Origin of the sequence: Microbacterium insulae (assembly GCF_042677065.1) — a bacterium.
GTDB classification, from domain to species: Bacteria; Actinomycetota; Actinomycetes; order Actinomycetales; family Microbacteriaceae; genus Microbacterium; species Microbacterium insulae.
This window is the reverse complement of record NZ_JBHTII010000001.1, coordinates 1,286,649-1,301,805: the sequence shown is the minus strand read 5'-3', so window position 1 is coordinate 1,301,805 and position 15,157 is coordinate 1,286,649. Positions and strand designations below refer to the sequence as shown.

Here is a 15,157-nt window from a genome sequence, read left to right as displayed (position 1 = left end):
TCCTCTTGGTCGTCGGCCGGGGGCTCACGCGCGCGACTCGGGCGATCAGGGTGTCGGGGAACAGTCTACCGGGGACACCGGTGCGACATGCCCGCGCGTGCCAGAGTGGAGGCCGTGACCGCCGCCCCCGCCGAGTCCCGTTCGCCCATCTGGGCGCGCGAGGCGATGGGCGCCGGTGCCGCTCTGGCGGTCGCCGTCGTGACGGCGGCTGTCGTGGCATCCACCCCCCGCGCCGAGCTCCTGCTCCGCGACGGCGACTCCCTCGCGACGACGCTGGTCGTGCGCTCGCTCGCCGCGGGGCAGCCGCAGGACTGGGCGATGTCGACGGTGCTCTTCGTGCCCGAGACCGCCATGGTCGGAGCGCTGTCGCTCCTCGGGCTCGGCGTCGAGGGGACGCTCCTCCTGGCCGCTGTCGCGAGCGTTCTCGCGCTGTACGGCGCCCTGCGCTTCGCGGCGGGCGCTCGCCGACCCGGCAGCGCGCCGGTCGGCGGGTCCCTGCTCGCGCTCACGGCTTTCGCCGTCTTCGCGATGACCGAGGCCTCGGCCGATCGGGACGCGCTCGAGCCGGCGTCGCTCCTGCTCACCACCACGTACTACAGCGCGACGGTCATCGCGATGGTTCTCGCCGTCGGACTGATCCGACGGGGACTGGATGCTCCGGCCCGGCGCCGGCACGCGTGGGCGATCGCGGCGGTGGCCGCGGCATCCGTCTTCACCAATCCGATGTTCCTCGCATGGGCGACCGTGCCGCTCTCGCTCGTCGTCGCCGCCACCGCCCTGGTGCGGAGGCGGACCGACGCGGGCCGCGCCGCGGCGATCCTGGTCGTGGCCCTGATCGCCGGCTCGGTCGCGGGGCTGATCGCGCGGATCCCGCTCGGACGCCTCATCGCGAACACGGGCGCCGGCTACGCCGACCCTTCGGCGTGGTGGGAGTCGCTCGGGTACTACGCGGGGCTCGCGGCGGATCGGGTGGCCGATCCCGCGGGTGCCGTCGCCGCTCTCGCGGGGCTGGCGCTGTGGCTGTGGTGCGTCCGGGCGAGCGTGGTGCTGGCGCGTCGCGACCGGATCGGGCCCGCCGTGGTCGCCGCGTGCGGGTGGATCGTCCCGGTCGTGGTGACCGTCGGCGCCATTGCGCTCGGCACGCACGCGGCCCGGTATCTCCAGCCGATCGCTTTCGCGCCGCTGCTCGGGCTCGTGGTGCTGCCCGACGTGGTCGCTCGACGGGTGCACCTCGGCCGCGTCGCCGTCATCGGCGCGACCACCGTGGCCCTCGTCGCCGCGGGAGTGTTCGGCATCCCGCGTCTCGTCAGTGCGGCGAGCACGCCCGACGCCGACCTCGCGTGCGTCGTGGAGTGGACCGACGCGTCGGGCCGGGCCGGCGCCGGCCAGTTCTGGACCGTGCGCCTGCCGAAAGCGCACGCCGCAGATCCTCGCTCACTCGTGCAGGTCGACCACGAGCTGCGCGGATACGCGTGGCTCGTGAACCGCGACGACTTCGCCGTCGGCGAGGTGAGCTTCCTGGTGGTCGACGACGAGAGCGTGCCGTTCCGTCTTCCTGGCGGTGTGACGGAGGCGGATGCCTCGGCCGTCGACTGCGGGCGCTACACGATCCTCGACTTCGGCGAGCCCACGCTGCCGCTCGGTCCGCAGCGGTCCTAGGCGGGGCGCGGCGCGGCGGTGGTGTTGCCCTCGCGGAATTCGCACGTGAAGCGGATGGACGCGGCATCCGACCCCTCGAGCATCGCGGCGACCGCCTGCCCCGCCGCGCGACCCTTGGCGGCGGCGGGCTGGACCAGGGTGGTGAGCTCGTACGGCGCGAGACCGTCCACGACGATGCCGTCGAAGCCGGTGACGCTCACGTCTTCGGGAACGCGCAGACCCGCCTCCTCGGCCGCACGGATCACTCCGGCCGCGAGGAGGTCGCTCTGCGCGATGACCGCGGTGGGGCGGTGGGACGGGTCGGCGAGCAGCACCCGCCCGGCCGCGAGACCTTCGTCGATGAAGCTTCCGGCAGCGGCGTAAACCGGGGCGTCCGGATAGACCTCGAGGGCGCCGGCGAGGCGCTCCCGCGTGACGTCGATCGTGACGGCCGTGCCGTCGAGCAGCCAGCCCGCCTGCCAGCCGGCGCGGGCGGGAAGGGTGAGCACAGCGACCCGGCGATGGCCCAGCGCCCGCAGATGGCTGGCGGCCTGTCGCTGCGCTTCGCGATTGTCGAGCACGATGCGCGGGATGTCGTCGCCCGCGTCGCCCTCGACGACGACGACCGGGATGCCGCGGGCCTTGACGGCGTCGAGAGACTCGCGGAGGTGCCCGCTGCAGCCGATGAGCACGGCGGCGTCGAGCGGGGCGGTGGTGAGCGAGGCGGCGGTTCCGCTCTCGGTCGGGTCGTGGTCGCGCAGCAGCAGCAGCCCCGCGCCGAGCGGGGAGACGGCCTCCGAGAGTCCGTCCATCATCAGTGTCTTGACCGGGTCGAGGAACGCCGTGCCGAGGTGCTCCTCGAAGACCACGCCGACGATGCCCGACCGCCCGCGGCGGAGCGAGGCGGCCCGGGGGTCGGGGCCGGTGTAGCCGAGGGCGGATGCGGCGTCGAGGACCCGGCGACGGGTGGCGTCGGTGACGGGCGTCTTGCCGCTGAAGACGACGGACGCCGTCGAGGGCGAGACTCCGGCCTCGCGCGCGACGTCGGAGATGGTGGCCCGGCGCGTGCTCATCACGGTCGATGGTACCTTGGCGGCCCGCCGGGCGTCGAATCGATTCGACACCGGCCCCGGCAGGGGCTACCTTGGTCGGGTGGACACGGCTCTCTCCCGCTCTCAGCTCGTCGGCTGGCGCACCGCGGTCTTCACGATCTTCTTCGTGACGGGCCTCGGCTTCGCGTCGTGGGCGTCGCGGCTGCCCGCGGTGAAGCGCGATCTCGGGATCAACGACCTTCAGATCGGCATCCTGCTGTTCCTCTCCGGTGCCGCGGCGATCGTGGGGCTCTCGCTCGCCAACGTGCTCGTCGTGCGCTGGGGTGCGCGGCGCGGCATGGTCGCGACGATCATCACCTTCTCGATCGGCGTCGTCGTCATCGGGCTGGGTGTGTCGTTCCTGGAGTCGTACGCCGTGACGGCCGTGGGTCTGGCGCTCATGGGCATGGGGATGAGCGCGACCGACGTCATGATGAACGTCGAGGCGGCGGCGGTCGAGCAGGCCTTCGGAAAGACCCTCATGCCGCTGTTCCACGCGTTCTTCAGCATCGGCACGGTCGCCGGCGCCGGGTTCGGCGTGCTCATGGCGGCGTGGAGCATCCCGGTCGCGTGGCATCTCTGGGTGGTCGGGCTGCTGGTTCTCGGTGCGGGGCTGCTCGCGCTGCGGGCCGTGCCGGCGCGCGAGACGATGCACGACGATCCCGCGACTCCGGCGAGCCGCCGCGAGCGCTTCGCGGAGACCCTCGCGGTGTGGCGGGATCCCCGCACGTACGCGATCGGCGCGATCATGCTCGGCATGGCGTTCGCCGAGGGAAGCGCGAACGACTGGCTCACGATCGCGATGGTCGACGGGCACGGCCAGACCGAGGCGGTGGGCGCGATCGCCCTCACTGTGTTCTCGGTCTCGATGACGGTGTTCCGCATCCTGGGCGGACCGATCGTCGACCGGATCGGCCGGGTGTGGACCCTCCGTGTCCTGTCGGTCGCGGCCGGCGTCGGCCTCATCCTGTTCATCCTCGCGCCGAACATGCCCGTCGCGTTCGTCGGCATCGCGCTGTGGGGCGCGGGCGCATCGCTCGGGTTCCCCCTCGGGATGTCGGCGGCGGCGGACGATCCGGCGAAGGCCGCGGCATCCGTCTCCGCGGCCGCGACGATCGGATACCTGGCCTTCCTCTGCGGACCGCCCGTCCTGGGGTGGATCAGCCACGAGATCGGCATCCTCCCGACGCTGTGGATCATCGTCGGCCTGATCGCGCTGTCGGGTCTGGCATCGGGTGCGGCCAAGCCGATCGCCGGGTCGAAGGTCGGCGTCGGGCACGCCCACCACTGACGCGGGGCTAGGCTCTTCGGGTGCGTCTCGTCATCGCCCGCTGCTCCGTGGACTACACCGGACGGCTCACCGCGCACCTTCCCCTTGCCACGCGTCTCCTCGTGCACAAGGGCGACGGGAGTCTGCTCGTGCATTCGGACGGCGGTTCGTACAAGCCGCTCAACTGGATGAGCCCGCCGTGCCGCCTCGACGTGGAGATCCCGGATGCCGATTCCGCCGCCGCGGGAGTGCTCGAGCAGTGGCGGGTGACGCACGCGAAGACCGGCGACGCCCTTCTGGTGCGGATCTACGAGGTGCTGCACGACACCTCGCACGAGCTCGGCATCGACCCCGGACTGCAGAAGGACGGAGTGGAGGCCGACCTCCAGCGCCTTCTCGCCGAGCAGGTCGACGTGATCGGCGAAGGCCTCACGCTGGTGCGGCGCGAGTTCCCGACCGCCATCGGGCCCGTCGATCTGCTGCTCCGCGATCCCGCCGGCGGGACGATCGCGGTCGAGGTGAAGCGGCGCGGCGACATCGACGGCGTCGAACAGCTGACGCGGTATCTCGAGCTCCTCGGACGCGACCCGCATCTCGCGCCGGTGACGGGCGTCTTCGCCGCCCAGGAGATCAAGCCGCAGGCCAAGGTCCTCGCCGCGGATCGGGGAATCCGGTGCGTGACGCTCGACTACGAGGGCATGAAGGGCACCGAGTCCGGTGCCCCCCGACTCTTCTGAGGTATCGCGCGCGGCGCGGTGTGTCGTTCGAGCGCTGGTGGGCTGGGGTGGATGCCGGGTGCCCGAGCGGCGACGCGAGCGGAAGCGTGAGCGTCGAGAACCGGGTCGCGCGGCAAGGGCACGAGAACCGCCGCGCGCCCGCGGCCCCGTAGGGTGGATTCATGCCGACCCGCTCGCCCTGGACCTGTGTGCTGTGGGACGTCGACGGCACGATCGTCGATGCGTCGGACGGCATCCTGCGGCGACTCACCACCGCTCTCGAGCACTTCGGCAAGCGCCCGCCGACCCGGGCGGAGCTCGTCCACTGGATCGGGCCGCCGATGTACGAGTCGTTCCAGGTGAACGTGGGCATGACGCCCGAGCAGGCGTCGGAGGCCGTCGCGTTCTACCGCGTCCTCGGCAAGCAGGACGGCTATACGACCGGGGCGCGGCTCTTCGACGGCGTCGGCGATCTGATCCGCGACATCGCCGCGGCCGGCATCCCGCAGGCGACGGCCAGCTCGAAGCCCGAGATCCAGGTCGCCGCCCTCATGGACCACTTCGACCTCTCGCCGTCGCTGACCGCGATCGTCGGCGCGACGCCCGACGAGAGGACGCTCAGCGCCAAGTCCGACATCGTCGCCGAAGCGCTGCGGCGCCTGCGCGCGGCCGGTGTCGACACGAGCCGTCCCGTCCTCGTGGGGGATCGCCATCACGACGTCGAGGGCGGCGCCGAGCAAGGCGTGCCCGTGATCTTCGTGCGCTGGGGATTCAGCTGGCCGCACGAGGCCGACGGCGCTCAGGCCGCGGTCGACGACACCGCCGCGCTCCGCCGCCTCCTGCTCTTCGAGGACAGCGATGCCTGAAGGCATCGGCGCGATCCTCGCGTGGCTCGTGCCCGCGGCGATCGTGTTCGGCGTCACGGCGATCGCGCTCGTCGCGATCGCGTGGGCTGTCCGTCGCGCACGGCGCTCCCCCCGTGCACGGGCCGCCGCCGACGCTGTGCGGAAGGATGCCGGCACCGCCCTCGTCCGGCTCGACGACGAGGTCGCCGAGCTCGACCTCGAGGTCGGACTCTCCGGCGCCCTCTACGGCGGTGGTGCACCGGTGTCCCTCCGCCGCGCGCGCCTGACCGCCCAGCACGTGCGGGACGAGGGCTTCGACGAGTACCGGCGCATCAGCGCGGCAGACGCGCTGCCCGCCGACATCCGCCGCGCGGCGACCCGCATCCAGCGCCGCGCACAGGAAGCCCTCGGACTCATCGCATCGGCACGCTCAGAGCACTCGGCGTGGGTGCTCTCGAACGTCGCCGCCACGACCCAGATCGCCGCCGCGCGTGCGCGGCTCGAACGACTCCGCGCCGAGATGGGCGACCCCGCCGCCCTCGTGTCGGAGCTCTCCGCCCGCTTCGCCGAAGACGAGTGGTCCGCGGCTGCGCGCGCCGCACACAACGCCCTCGCCGAAGCCGAGGAAGCCCGGCGTCACCTCGACGCGGCGCACGCCCAGGCGGCCGACCCCACGCGCAGCGCCCTGGCCGAGCTCGGCGCCGCTGAGCGGTCGCTGCGGCAGGCCGAGGCCGACGCTCGCATCCTCGAGGAGACGCACCGCGTCGTGATGCAGGCCGCCCAGGCCGTGCCCGACGAACTCGACGCGGCCCGCACCGCACTCCGTCACGCCGGCGTCACGCGCGAGCACCTCGAGCCGCCCGACGCCGATCGACTCGGGGCCGTGATCCACGAGGTGAGCGCCGAACTCGACGCCATCGAAGCGGATGCCGCGCGCCGCCCCTCCCGCGCGGTCGATCGGATCGCGCGCCTCCGTGACCGCCTCGACCTCGCCCTCGGCGACGCGCGCACCGCGCAGCAGCGCCTGCGCGGAGCACGCACCGCCCTTCCGGGCACACTCGCCGCCGCCCGTGCGGCGATCGCGCAGGCCGAGGCGTCCATCGCCCACGTCCGCACCGACGCGGACGCGCGCGCGCGGCTGATCTCCTCCCAGCGCGAGCTCGCCGCGGCCCGCCAGGCGCAGGATCCGGTGGCGGCTCTCGACGCCGCGCGGCGAGCGCTTCGCGACGCCGACGACGCCAAGGCGCTCGCGGATTTCGCGCGACTCGGCCGCACATGAGGGCATCGGCGTCGGTAGGGTGAGCCCATGACCGACGCCGCCACGCGATCGCGCCATCCCGTCGTGTCCTTCGTGGCGCGCATCCCCGTGTCTCTGACGCTGATCGCCGTCCTGCTGGCGACCGGCATCATCTGGGGCGGACTGTGGAGTCCGTTCGCCGACAACCCGCTGTTCGACTCCGTCGCGTACGGCCTCCCCGCCCTCCTCGAAGGGAGATGGTGGACCCCCGTCACCGGCACGTTCTTCGTCGACCATCCCCTGACGTACCCATTCGTCATCGCGAGCTTCGCCGGACTCGCGTTCCTGGAGTACCGCCGCGGCTCGGTCCTCGCGCTCGGATACTTCGGCATCGGCCAGCTCTTCGCGATCTTCGCCAGCGCCCTGTTCCTGTCGGTCGCCTCCCTGCTCCCCTGGCCGTGGGCGCAGGTCGAGGCGACGATGCTCGACGTCGGACCGTCCGGCGGGACGATGGCCGGCATCGCCGCCGCGGTCGGCCTCCTCGCCCCGCCGTGGCGCGTGCGGGGATGGCTCCTCGTGCTCGGCTTCGCGTTCGTGATGCTCTTCTTCTGGGGATCCCTCGCCGACCTCGAGCACGCGTTCGCCGTGCTCCTCGTGCTGTTCGTGGACCGTTCGCTGCGGGTGCAGCGCACGACCGTCCGGGAGCAGCGGCTCATCGCGTTCGTCGCGGTGCTCGTGATCCTCGCCGTCGAGCTCCTGACCCTGCTCCTGCCGACGGACGGGCCCTTCGGGCACACCGAAGCGGCCGGCGGCTCCTTCCTGGATGTCGCGATCGACGTCGTCATCATCGGCGCCCTTGCGACCGGCCTGCGCCGTGGCCGCCGGTGGGCCTGGTGGTGGACCGTCGTGCTCGCGACCGCCAACATCCTCACCGGCATCCTGCTCGTCGTGCTCGTCCTCATCGTCGGACCCGGCGCCGTCGACGACCAGGTCGGCGACTTCAACGTCGCCGTCGCGCAGTCCGCGATGTGGCTGCTGCTGCTCGTCTACCTGATCTGGGTGCGCCGCGCGTTCCGCGCGCGCCGGAAGTCCGCGGTGGGCGTCGCGCCGGCGCCGACCGTCGCCGATGTGAAGGAGGCGCTCCACGCCCACGGCGGCGGCACGCTGTCCTGGATGACGACGTGGGACGGCAACGACTACGCGCGGACCGCGGCCGGAGGCATCATCGCGTACCAGCGCCGGGCCGGCGTCGCGATCGCTCTCGCCGATCCGCTCGGGCCCGAGGCATCCCGCCCGGCCTCCGTCGCCGAGTTCATCGCATCGGCCGAGCACGCCGGCCTCGTCCCGTGCTTCTTCAGCGCCGGTGAGGCGACGCGGGACGCCGTGCCCGCTGGGTGGCGGAGTCTCGTCGTCGCCGACGACACGATCGTCGATCTTCCCGGCCTGCAGTTCACCGGCAAGCAGTGGAGTGCCGTGCGCACCTCATTGAACCGCGCCGGACGGGAGGAGATGACCTTCCGCATGACACGCCTCGCCGACGAGCCCTGGGGCATCAAGGCGCAGCTCCGTGCGATCTCGGAGATGTGGGTCGGAGACAAGGGCCTGCCCGAGATGGGGTTCACCCTCGGCACACTCGAGCAGGCCGAGGACCCGGAGGTCCGTCTGGCCCTGGCGATCTCACCCACGGGCGACGTCGACGGTTTCCTGTCGTGGCTTCCGGTCTACGGCGGGAACGGCGCGGTCCGCGGCTGGACGCTGGACCTCATGCGCCGACGGGACGGCGGCTTCGGCCCGGTCATGGAGTTCCTCATCGGATCGTCGGCACGGCACTTCGAAGGCGAGGGCGCCGAGATCATGTCGCTGTCGGGTGCGCCGCTGGCGCACGAGTACCCGCCGGATGCCGGAGCCATCGCCGCACTGTCCGACCGCCTCGCCGCAGCCCTCGAACCGGTCTACGGCTTTCAGTCGCTGCACCGGTTCAAGCAGAAGTTCCACCCGCGGTACGAGACGATGTATCTGCTCTTCCGCGACGAGAGCGACCTCACTCGCATCGGCGCCGGCCTCACGCGGGCCTTCCTCCCCGACGCGACGCTGCGTCAGTTCGCCGGCGCCGGCCTCGAGCTCGCCAAGGGCACGAGCGGCTGAGCCGGGCGAGGCGGCAACCACCGGAAACGCGAAAGCGCCCGGCCTCGGCCGGGCGCACACCGAGCCGCGGCATCCGCCCCCGACATTGTCGGCGGAAGCGATGATGCCGCGACGCGGCTTCGCGTGAACGGGCCTTTCGGCCCGGTGGGGCTCAGATGGGGCGGATGTTCTCCGCCTGCAGGCCCTTGGGGCCCTGGGCGATCTCGAACTCGACCCGCTGGTTCTCCTCGAGGGAGCGGTAGCCGCTCGCCGCGATGGCGGTGTAGTGCGCGAAAACGTCCGCGCCACCCTCATCGGGAGCGATGAAGCCGAAGCCCTTCTCCGAGTTGAACCACTTGACGGTGCCCTGCGTGCTCATTACTTGCCGTTCTTTGGGGATGCCCGCGCTCTTGCCACGAGTCCCCACCAACGTAACGTCCCCAGCGCGTCACGGCGAGGACGGTTTCGGATGGTGACAGAAATGTTGCACAGCAATGCGCAGGCCCATCGGACGCCCGGGCTGAGCGAGGCTCGAAGCCCGGGCGTCGACGGATCCCCCCGGATAGGCCACGCCAAGACGTGGCACCGTCATGCTACCGATATATCAGCGGCACGGCGAGAGGCCGATCCGGGTCGTACACTGGTCGCACACTCATGACGACCCCCCTCGCTCCCCTCGTCCCCAGCGGTGCGGTCCTCGGCGATGAGGTCTACGCCCGCCTGGGCGAGGCGATCCTCGACGGGACCCTCGCGCCCGGTGCTCGCCTGCGCGACCACGAGCTCGCCGAGTGGCTGGGCGTCTCACGCACTCCCGTGCGCGAAGCCCTCCAGCGGCTGGAGCGCGTCGGCCTCGTGGAGGTGTCGCCCCATCGGTACACGCGGGTGTCGACGCCCAACGACAAGGCGCAGGCCGACACCCTGGAGTTCGTCGCCTATCTGATGGGGAACGCCGCCCGGATGGCCGCGGCCGCGGCGACGGATGACGTGCTCGAGGATCTCGTCGCGGCACTTGATGCTGTCGTCACAGCCTCGCGCCTCGACGACTACGAGGCCCTCCTGGCTGCGAGTCACGTCTTCTTCGCGAAGCTCACCCGCGCGACCGGAAATGTCGCCGTCAGGCGGTTCATGCGAGAGGCCGAGCTCGCCATCCGCCGCAACGTCGTCTCCTGGCGACCGCTCATCGAATGCCCCATCCGGCGGACCGAGACCTTCGAGGGGCTGCGCGACGCGCTGCGCGCGCGAGACGGCGACCGCGCCGAGGTCCTCCTGCGCGAGCTGCACGGCCTCTGCTGACCGCGAGCGGCTCGTCGCGCGCGTCTTCGCTCGCTACGGTGGGCGTGTGAACCACATCGAGCTTCGCGACATGGATGACGACGACCTCGATGCCGTCTTCGAGATGATGCGCGACCCGGAGGGTGTCGCGATGGCCGCGTTCACCGCCGACGACGCCGACGACCGCGCCGCCTTCGACGCGTGGGCCTCGCGTCGCCGCACCGACGACGACGTGCTCTACCAGGTGGTCACCGAGAACGGCGGCTTCGCCGGCACCGCCGCGCTGTTCACCCTCGACGGCGACCGCGAGGTCAGCGTATGGATCGCGAGGCACGCCTGGAACCGGGGCGTCGCCACGGCCGCGCTGCGGCTCCTCGTCTCCCGCGAGCCCGTGCGGCCGCTGTTCGCCCGTGTCGCCGCACACAATGCCGCGGCGATCGCGGTGCTCGAGCACTCCGGCTTCACGGAGGTGTCGCGGGATGTCGCGTACGCACCGGGTCTGCGGCGCGAGACGGAAGAGGTCGTCTTCGCGCTCCTCCCTGCGCTCGACGGGGTGTGACGCGGCCGACCGGCTCTCGTCTCGCGCGAAAGCCCCGGGATCCGAGGATCGCCGGGGCTTCCGTGTGCGCTCTGTGCGCGAGGGGGGAGTTGAACCCCCACGCCCTTTCGGGCACTGGCACCTGAAGCCAGCGCGTCTGCCTATTCCGCCACTCGCGCGAGCCGCGGCATCCGAAGACCCCGCGAAACTCAACTTCCCGAGGATATCACGCACCGATCCGCCCGCCGAACGCAGGGGATCTGCCGGAATCAGGAGACAAGCCGCCGGAATCGACCTGACCCGGGCAGATCTCCTGAGCCGCGCAGCAGCCCGCAGTGCCCCGAATCCACCCGGCCCGTCACGCCGTCCACCGGCATTTCAGAGTGTGCAACTAGCATGTAGCAACCGGCACCCCCCGTCCGAGGAGCCCCGTGGGACTACTTGACAGCTTCGAGAAAGGTCTCGAGCGCGCAGTGAACAGCGCGTTCGCGAAGACCTTCCGCAGCGGCATCCAACCCGTCGAGATCGCCTCCGCGCTGCGCAGCGAGCTCGACAAGAAGGCCGCCGTCGTCAGCCGCGACCGCATCCTCGCGCCGAACACGTTCGTGGTGCGGCTGTCGCCGGCCGACGACGAGAAGATGAGCGCCATCGGCGACGCCCTCACCCACGAGCTCGACACGCTTGTGCACAAGCACGCCAAGAAGCAGGGGTACTCCTTCGCCGGCCCGGTCACGATCACCCTCCGGCGCGACGAGCAGGTGGCCACAGGAACGCTGCGGGTCGACTCCTCGACGGCCCAGGGCGGGCAGGTGACGTGGCGCGGAGTCGTCGACATCGCAGGCAAGAGGCATCCCCTCGCCAAGGGCCGCACCGTGATCGGCCGCGGCAGCGACGCGACCATCACGATCTCCGACGCAGGCACGAGCCGCAAGCACGTCGAGATCCTGTGGGACGGCGAGCGCGCCATGGTCCGCGACCTCGGTTCGACCAACGGCACGATGCTCGACGGCCGCAAGGTGACCGAGTCCGCGCTCCCGCCCGACTCGACCGTGACGATCGGACGCACCGACATCGTGTTCCACGTCGTCGCGCAGGCCGCGCCCCCGCCGCGCCCGACCATGTCGGCCGAAGACGCCACGCGCGCCTACGACCTCCGCGAGCAGGGCCCGCTGTCATGAGCGAACTGACCCTGCTGCTCCTCCGCATCGGCTTCCTCGTGCTGATGTGGGCGTTCGTCTTCGCCGTCGTCTACTCGCTGCGCGCCGATCTCTTCGGCGTGAAGGTGCGAAAGATGCCGGATGCCGCACCCGCCGCCGCAGCACCCGCCGCCGCGGCGGCGACTCCGCCCCGGGGCGGTGCCACCGCGCCCGTCGCGCCGGCCGCCGCGCCCGTCGCCTCGGGGCCGAAGGGCGGACCCGCCACCGCCGCGTCGGTGTCGCGCATCGTCATCACGAGCGGACCCAAGGCCGGCATCGAGCTCCCGCTCGGCAACGAACCGCTCACGATCGGGCGCTCCAGCGAGTCGGCGCTCGTGATCCGCGACGACTACACCTCGAGCCACCACGCGCGCCTCGTGCTGTGGGGCGATCAGTGGATGATCCAGGACCTCGACTCGACCAACGGCACGTGGCACGACGGCCAGCGGGTCACGGCGCCGGCTCCCGTGACGATCGGCGCACCGATCAAGGTCGGCGCGACGACCTTCGAGCTGCGGAAGTAAGCGGCGGAACCCCTCCCCATGGTCTTCCAGGGCTCGAGCGTCGCCATCTCGCACACGGGCAAGGTGCGCTCCAACAACCAGGACTCCGGCTACGCCGGCTCGAACCTGTTCGTCGTGGCCGACGGCATGGGAGGCCACGCCGGCGGTGACGTCGCGTCGAGCCTCGCGATCGCCCGGCTGCAGGCCCTCGACCGACCCTACGAATCGACGGCGGAGGCCGAGCGCGAACTGCGCGACGCGATCTCGGATGCCGCGGCCCAGCTGATCGACACGGTCGGCGATCGCCCGGAGCTGGCGGGCATGGGAACCACCGTCAGCGCGCTGATCATGGTGGACGACTACGCCGTCATCGCCCACATCGGCGACTCGCGCATCTACCTCTTCCGCGACGGCGCGCTCACGCAGATCACCACGGACCACACCTTCGTGCAGCGCCTCGTGGACTCGGGCCGCATCACGCCGGAAGAGGCCCGGTACCACCCTCGGCGCTCTGTCCTCATGCGCGTGCTCGGCGACATGGACCCCGACCCCGAGCTCGACACGTTCATCATGCCGACCCAGCCCGGCGACCGCTGGCTGCTGTGCTCGGACGGCCTGTCCGGCGTGGTCGACGACGCCCACACGTCCAAGGCGCTCGCGCTCGGGCTGGCGCCCGGACGCACGGCCGACAACCTCCTCAAGCAGGCTCTCGACGGCGGTGCGCCCGACAACGTCACGATCGTCCTCGTCGACGTCGGGGGGCAGCATCCCCTCTTCTCCGGCACGCCCACCGTCGTCGGATCCGCCTCCAACCCGGTCGGGGTCGACGTGCCCGCGGCTCGCCCGGGCCGGACGAGCTGGCTGCACCCCAACCGTCAGGCGGCGAACGAGCCGACGCACTTCGAGCCGGCGGCGGAGTTCCTCGAGCAGCTCATCGAGGAGGACCGCCGCCGCGTGCGCCGCCGCCGCATCGGGTGGATCGTCGGCCTGGTTCTCGTGATCGCCCTCATCGTCGGCGCCCTGTTCGTCGGCTACCAGTGGACCCAGACGCGCTACTTCGTGGGTGCCGATGAGGACACCGTCGTGATCTACCGCGGCGTGCAGCAGGGGATCGGTCCGATCTCGCTGTCGACGCCCTACGAAGACACCGAGATCCCGCTCGACTCGCTGCCCGAGTTCGCGCGGGCGACGGTCGAGGGGACCATCTCGGCAAGCTCCCTCTCAGACGCACGGCGTATCGTCGCGACCATTCTGGAGACCTCGGGAGGGGGCGGATGAGCGGCTCCTCGGCCACGGCGACCGAAGCGGTGTCCACCGACACCGCGGTGGTGCGCGCCCTGCGGCGCATCCGCGTTCCCCAGACGCAGCGCAACCGCGAACTGGGTCTGCTCGTCTTCGCATTCCTCATCAACGGCTCCGCGGTCGCCCTCGTGCAGCTCGGGGCGCTCGGTGCGATCGACTGGACCTTCCTCGTCTACTGCGGTGGACTGACGGCGCTCGTCTTCGCCCTGCACATCGTGCTGCGACTGCGCGCGCGGGATGCCGACCCCTTCGTCGTGCCGATCGCCACCCTGCTCACGGGGCTGGGGCTCGCGATGATCTACCGCCTCGACATCGCCCGCGAACGTCACGGCTGGGATGCCTTCTCGACGCGGCAGCTCGCGTGGGCCGCGATCGCCATCGTCGGCGCGATCGCGGTGGTGCTGCTGCTGCGCAACTACCGGGTGCTGTTCCGCTACACGTATGTCTTCGGCTTCACGGGCATCGTGCTGCTCATCCTGCCGATCATCCCGGGCCTGGGCACCAATGCCAATGCGGACGTCTGGGTCTCGCTCGGCTTCTTCAGCTTCCAGCCGGGGGAGCTGGCGAAGATCGCGCTGGCGATCTTCTTCGCGGGATACCTCGTGCGCACGCGGGAGAGCCTCACGTCGGTCGGCACGCGCTTCCTCGGCATGACATGGCCGCGCGCGCGTGAGCTCGGGCCACTCCTGGTGATCTGGCTGATCTCGCTCGGCATCATCGTCATGCAGCGCGACCTCGGCACCGGCCTCCTCATCTTCGGCATGTTCGTGGCCATGCTCTACGTCGCGACCGGCAAGACCAGCTGGGTGCTCATCGGCGTGACGCTCGCCGCGGTGGGCGCGGTCATCGCCTCGCAGGTGCTCGCGTACGTGAACGGGCGCTTCACGAACTGGCTGGATGCCTTCAACCCGACCGTGATCGACGCCCCCGGCGGCAGCTACCAGCTCGTGCAGGGCATCTTCGGTCTCGCGCAGGGCGGGCTCGTCGGCACGGGGCTCGGACAGGGCCGGCCCTATCTCACGCCCGTCGCCGAGAGCGACTACATCCTCCCCGCTCTCGGCGAAGAGCTCGGCCTCATCGGGGTGTTCGCGATCCTCTGCCTGTACATGGTGTTCACGAGCCGCGGGGTGCGCATCGGCCTGGCCGGGCAGGACGACTTCGGCAAGCTCCTCGCCACGGGCCTGTCGTTCACGATCGCGCTGCAGGTGTTCATCATGGTCGGCGGCGTCACGCGCATCATCCCGCTCACGGGCCTCACGACCCCGTTCCTCGCCGCCGGCGGATCCTCGTTGGTGGCGAACTGGATCATCGTCGCGCTCCTGCTCCGCATCTCGGACGGCGTGCGCAGCCGGCCCCGGGTGGTGATCGGCTGACATGACGAAGGAGCACGCGGTCGTTCCGGGCTCGCGTCAGCGAGCCCATCGC

At 71.5% G+C, this 15,157-nt stretch carries 14 protein-coding genes and 1 tRNA gene; 12 read left to right on the top strand and 3 right to left on the bottom strand.

Features of this window, described 5'->3' with window-relative positions:
• The first annotated feature begins 114 nt into the window (after positions 1–114).
• Positions 115–1,659 carry a hypothetical protein gene (locus ACFQ0P_RS06225; RefSeq protein WP_378771647.1) on the top strand — a complete coding sequence of 515 codons (1,545 nt, stop codon included), beginning with the start codon at positions 115–117 and terminating at the stop codon, positions 1,657–1,659.
• Here the strand turns inward: ACFQ0P_RS06225 and ACFQ0P_RS06220 are convergent.
• Positions 1,656–2,711, bottom strand: a complete 1,056-nt coding sequence (locus ACFQ0P_RS06220) for a LacI family DNA-binding transcriptional regulator (RefSeq protein ID WP_204981236.1) — start codon at positions 2,709–2,711, stop codon at positions 1,656–1,658. The two genes, ACFQ0P_RS06225 and ACFQ0P_RS06220, sit on opposite strands and share 4 nt — an antisense overlap.
• A gap of 79 nt (positions 2,712–2,790) precedes the next feature.
• Here ACFQ0P_RS06220 and ACFQ0P_RS06215 point away from each other — a divergent pair, with 79 nt between their 5' ends.
• The 5 genes from ACFQ0P_RS06215 to ACFQ0P_RS06195 all read left to right on the top strand — a co-directional run bounded on the left by ACFQ0P_RS06215 (position 2,791) and on the right by ACFQ0P_RS06195 (position 8,942).
• On the top strand, positions 2,791–4,020 hold the full coding sequence (locus tag ACFQ0P_RS06215) for an MFS transporter (protein ID WP_204981235.1): 1,230 nt from the start codon (positions 2,791–2,793) through the stop codon (positions 4,018–4,020).
• A 20-nt stretch (positions 4,021–4,040) separates the two neighbouring features.
• Positions 4,041–4,736, top strand: a complete 696-nt coding sequence (nucS, locus tag ACFQ0P_RS06210) for an endonuclease NucS (RefSeq protein ID WP_204981234.1) — start codon at positions 4,041–4,043, stop codon at positions 4,734–4,736.
• Between the two features lie 161 nt (positions 4,737–4,897).
• Positions 4,898–5,581 (top strand): HAD hydrolase-like protein, encoded by a 684-nt coding sequence (locus tag ACFQ0P_RS06205; protein ID WP_204981233.1) that lies wholly within the window; start codon positions 4,898–4,900, stop codon positions 5,579–5,581.
• A complete protein-coding gene (locus ACFQ0P_RS06200; RefSeq protein WP_204981232.1) occupies positions 5,574–6,839 on the top strand; it encodes a hypothetical protein in 1,266 nt (421 codons plus the stop codon). Before ACFQ0P_RS06205 ends, ACFQ0P_RS06200 begins: the two co-directional genes overlap by 8 nt.
• A 27-nt stretch (positions 6,840–6,866) precedes the next feature.
• Positions 6,867–8,942: a bifunctional lysylphosphatidylglycerol flippase/synthetase MprF gene (locus tag ACFQ0P_RS06195; protein WP_204981231.1), complete on the top strand. Its 2,076-nt coding sequence runs from the start codon at positions 6,867–6,869 to the stop codon at positions 8,940–8,942.
• Positions 8,943–9,093: 151 nt separating this feature from the next.
• On the opposite strand, the gene ACFQ0P_RS06190 is transcribed toward ACFQ0P_RS06195, so the two are convergent.
• A complete protein-coding gene (locus ACFQ0P_RS06190; RefSeq protein WP_191765018.1) occupies positions 9,094–9,300 on the bottom strand; it encodes a cold-shock protein in 207 nt (68 codons plus the stop codon).
• A 275-nt stretch (positions 9,301–9,575) separates the two neighbouring features.
• Here ACFQ0P_RS06190 and ACFQ0P_RS06185 point away from each other — a divergent pair, with 275 nt between their 5' ends.
• Both ACFQ0P_RS06185 and ACFQ0P_RS06180 read left to right on the top strand, forming a co-directional pair.
• Positions 9,576–10,214, top strand: a complete 639-nt coding sequence (locus tag ACFQ0P_RS06185; RefSeq protein ID WP_204981230.1) for a GntR family transcriptional regulator — start codon at positions 9,576–9,578, stop codon at positions 10,212–10,214.
• A gap of 46 nt (positions 10,215–10,260) precedes the next feature.
• Complete coding sequence (locus ACFQ0P_RS06180) at positions 10,261–10,752, top strand: GNAT family N-acetyltransferase (protein ID WP_204981229.1); 492 nt, start codon at positions 10,261–10,263, stop codon at positions 10,750–10,752.
• A 74-nt stretch (positions 10,753–10,826) separates the two neighbouring features.
• On the opposite strand, the gene ACFQ0P_RS06175 is transcribed toward ACFQ0P_RS06180, so the two are convergent.
• Positions 10,827–10,910 (bottom strand) — tRNA-Leu (locus tag ACFQ0P_RS06175).
• A 252-nt stretch (positions 10,911–11,162) separates the two neighbouring features.
• Between ACFQ0P_RS06175 and ACFQ0P_RS06170 the strand changes: the two genes are divergently transcribed.
• From ACFQ0P_RS06170 to ACFQ0P_RS06155, 4 genes are read left to right on the top strand one after another with little or no spacing between them, the layout of a single operon-like run.
• Complete coding sequence (locus tag ACFQ0P_RS06170) at positions 11,163–11,909, top strand: FhaA domain-containing protein (protein ID WP_204981228.1); 747 nt, start codon at positions 11,163–11,165, stop codon at positions 11,907–11,909.
• Positions 11,906–12,451, top strand: coding sequence for an FHA domain-containing protein FhaB/FipA (locus ACFQ0P_RS06165; RefSeq protein WP_204981227.1), 546 nt, complete (start codon positions 11,906–11,908; stop codon positions 12,449–12,451). The genes ACFQ0P_RS06170 and ACFQ0P_RS06165 overlap by 4 nt, the downstream gene beginning before the upstream one ends.
• A gap of 18 nt (positions 12,452–12,469) precedes the next feature.
• Complete coding sequence (locus ACFQ0P_RS06160) at positions 12,470–13,708, top strand: PP2C family protein-serine/threonine phosphatase (RefSeq protein ID WP_204981226.1); 1,239 nt, start codon at positions 12,470–12,472, stop codon at positions 13,706–13,708.
• A complete protein-coding gene (locus ACFQ0P_RS06155) occupies positions 13,705–15,105 on the top strand; it encodes an FtsW/RodA/SpoVE family cell cycle protein (protein WP_204981225.1) in 1,401 nt (466 codons plus the stop codon). Before ACFQ0P_RS06160 ends, ACFQ0P_RS06155 begins: the two co-directional genes overlap by 4 nt.
• The last annotated feature ends 52 nt before the right edge of the window (positions 15,106–15,157 follow it).

Coding starts and splice junctions, on each gene's coding strand:
- ACFQ0P_RS06220 (WP_204981236.1), bottom strand. CDS start 2,711: ATGAGCACGCGCCGGGCCACCATCTCCGACGTCGCGCGCGAGGCCGGA.
- ACFQ0P_RS06205 (WP_204981233.1), top strand. CDS start 4,898: ATGCCGACCCGCTCGCCCTGGACCTGTGTGCTGTGGGACGTCGACGGC.
- ACFQ0P_RS06200 (WP_204981232.1), top strand. CDS start 5,574: ATGCCTGAAGGCATCGGCGCGATCCTCGCGTGGCTCGTGCCCGCGGCG.
- ACFQ0P_RS06195 (WP_204981231.1), top strand. CDS start 6,867: ATGACCGACGCCGCCACGCGATCGCGCCATCCCGTCGTGTCCTTCGTG.
- ACFQ0P_RS06190 (WP_191765018.1), bottom strand. CDS start 9,300: ATGAGCACGCAGGGCACCGTCAAGTGGTTCAACTCGGAGAAGGGCTTC.
- ACFQ0P_RS06185 (WP_204981230.1), top strand. CDS start 9,576: ATGACGACCCCCCTCGCTCCCCTCGTCCCCAGCGGTGCGGTCCTCGGC.
- ACFQ0P_RS06165 (WP_204981227.1), top strand. CDS start 11,906: ATGAGCGAACTGACCCTGCTGCTCCTCCGCATCGGCTTCCTCGTGCTG.
- ACFQ0P_RS06160 (WP_204981226.1), top strand. CDS start 12,470: ATGGTCTTCCAGGGCTCGAGCGTCGCCATCTCGCACACGGGCAAGGTG.
- ACFQ0P_RS06155 (WP_204981225.1), top strand. CDS start 13,705: ATGAGCGGCTCCTCGGCCACGGCGACCGAAGCGGTGTCCACCGACACC.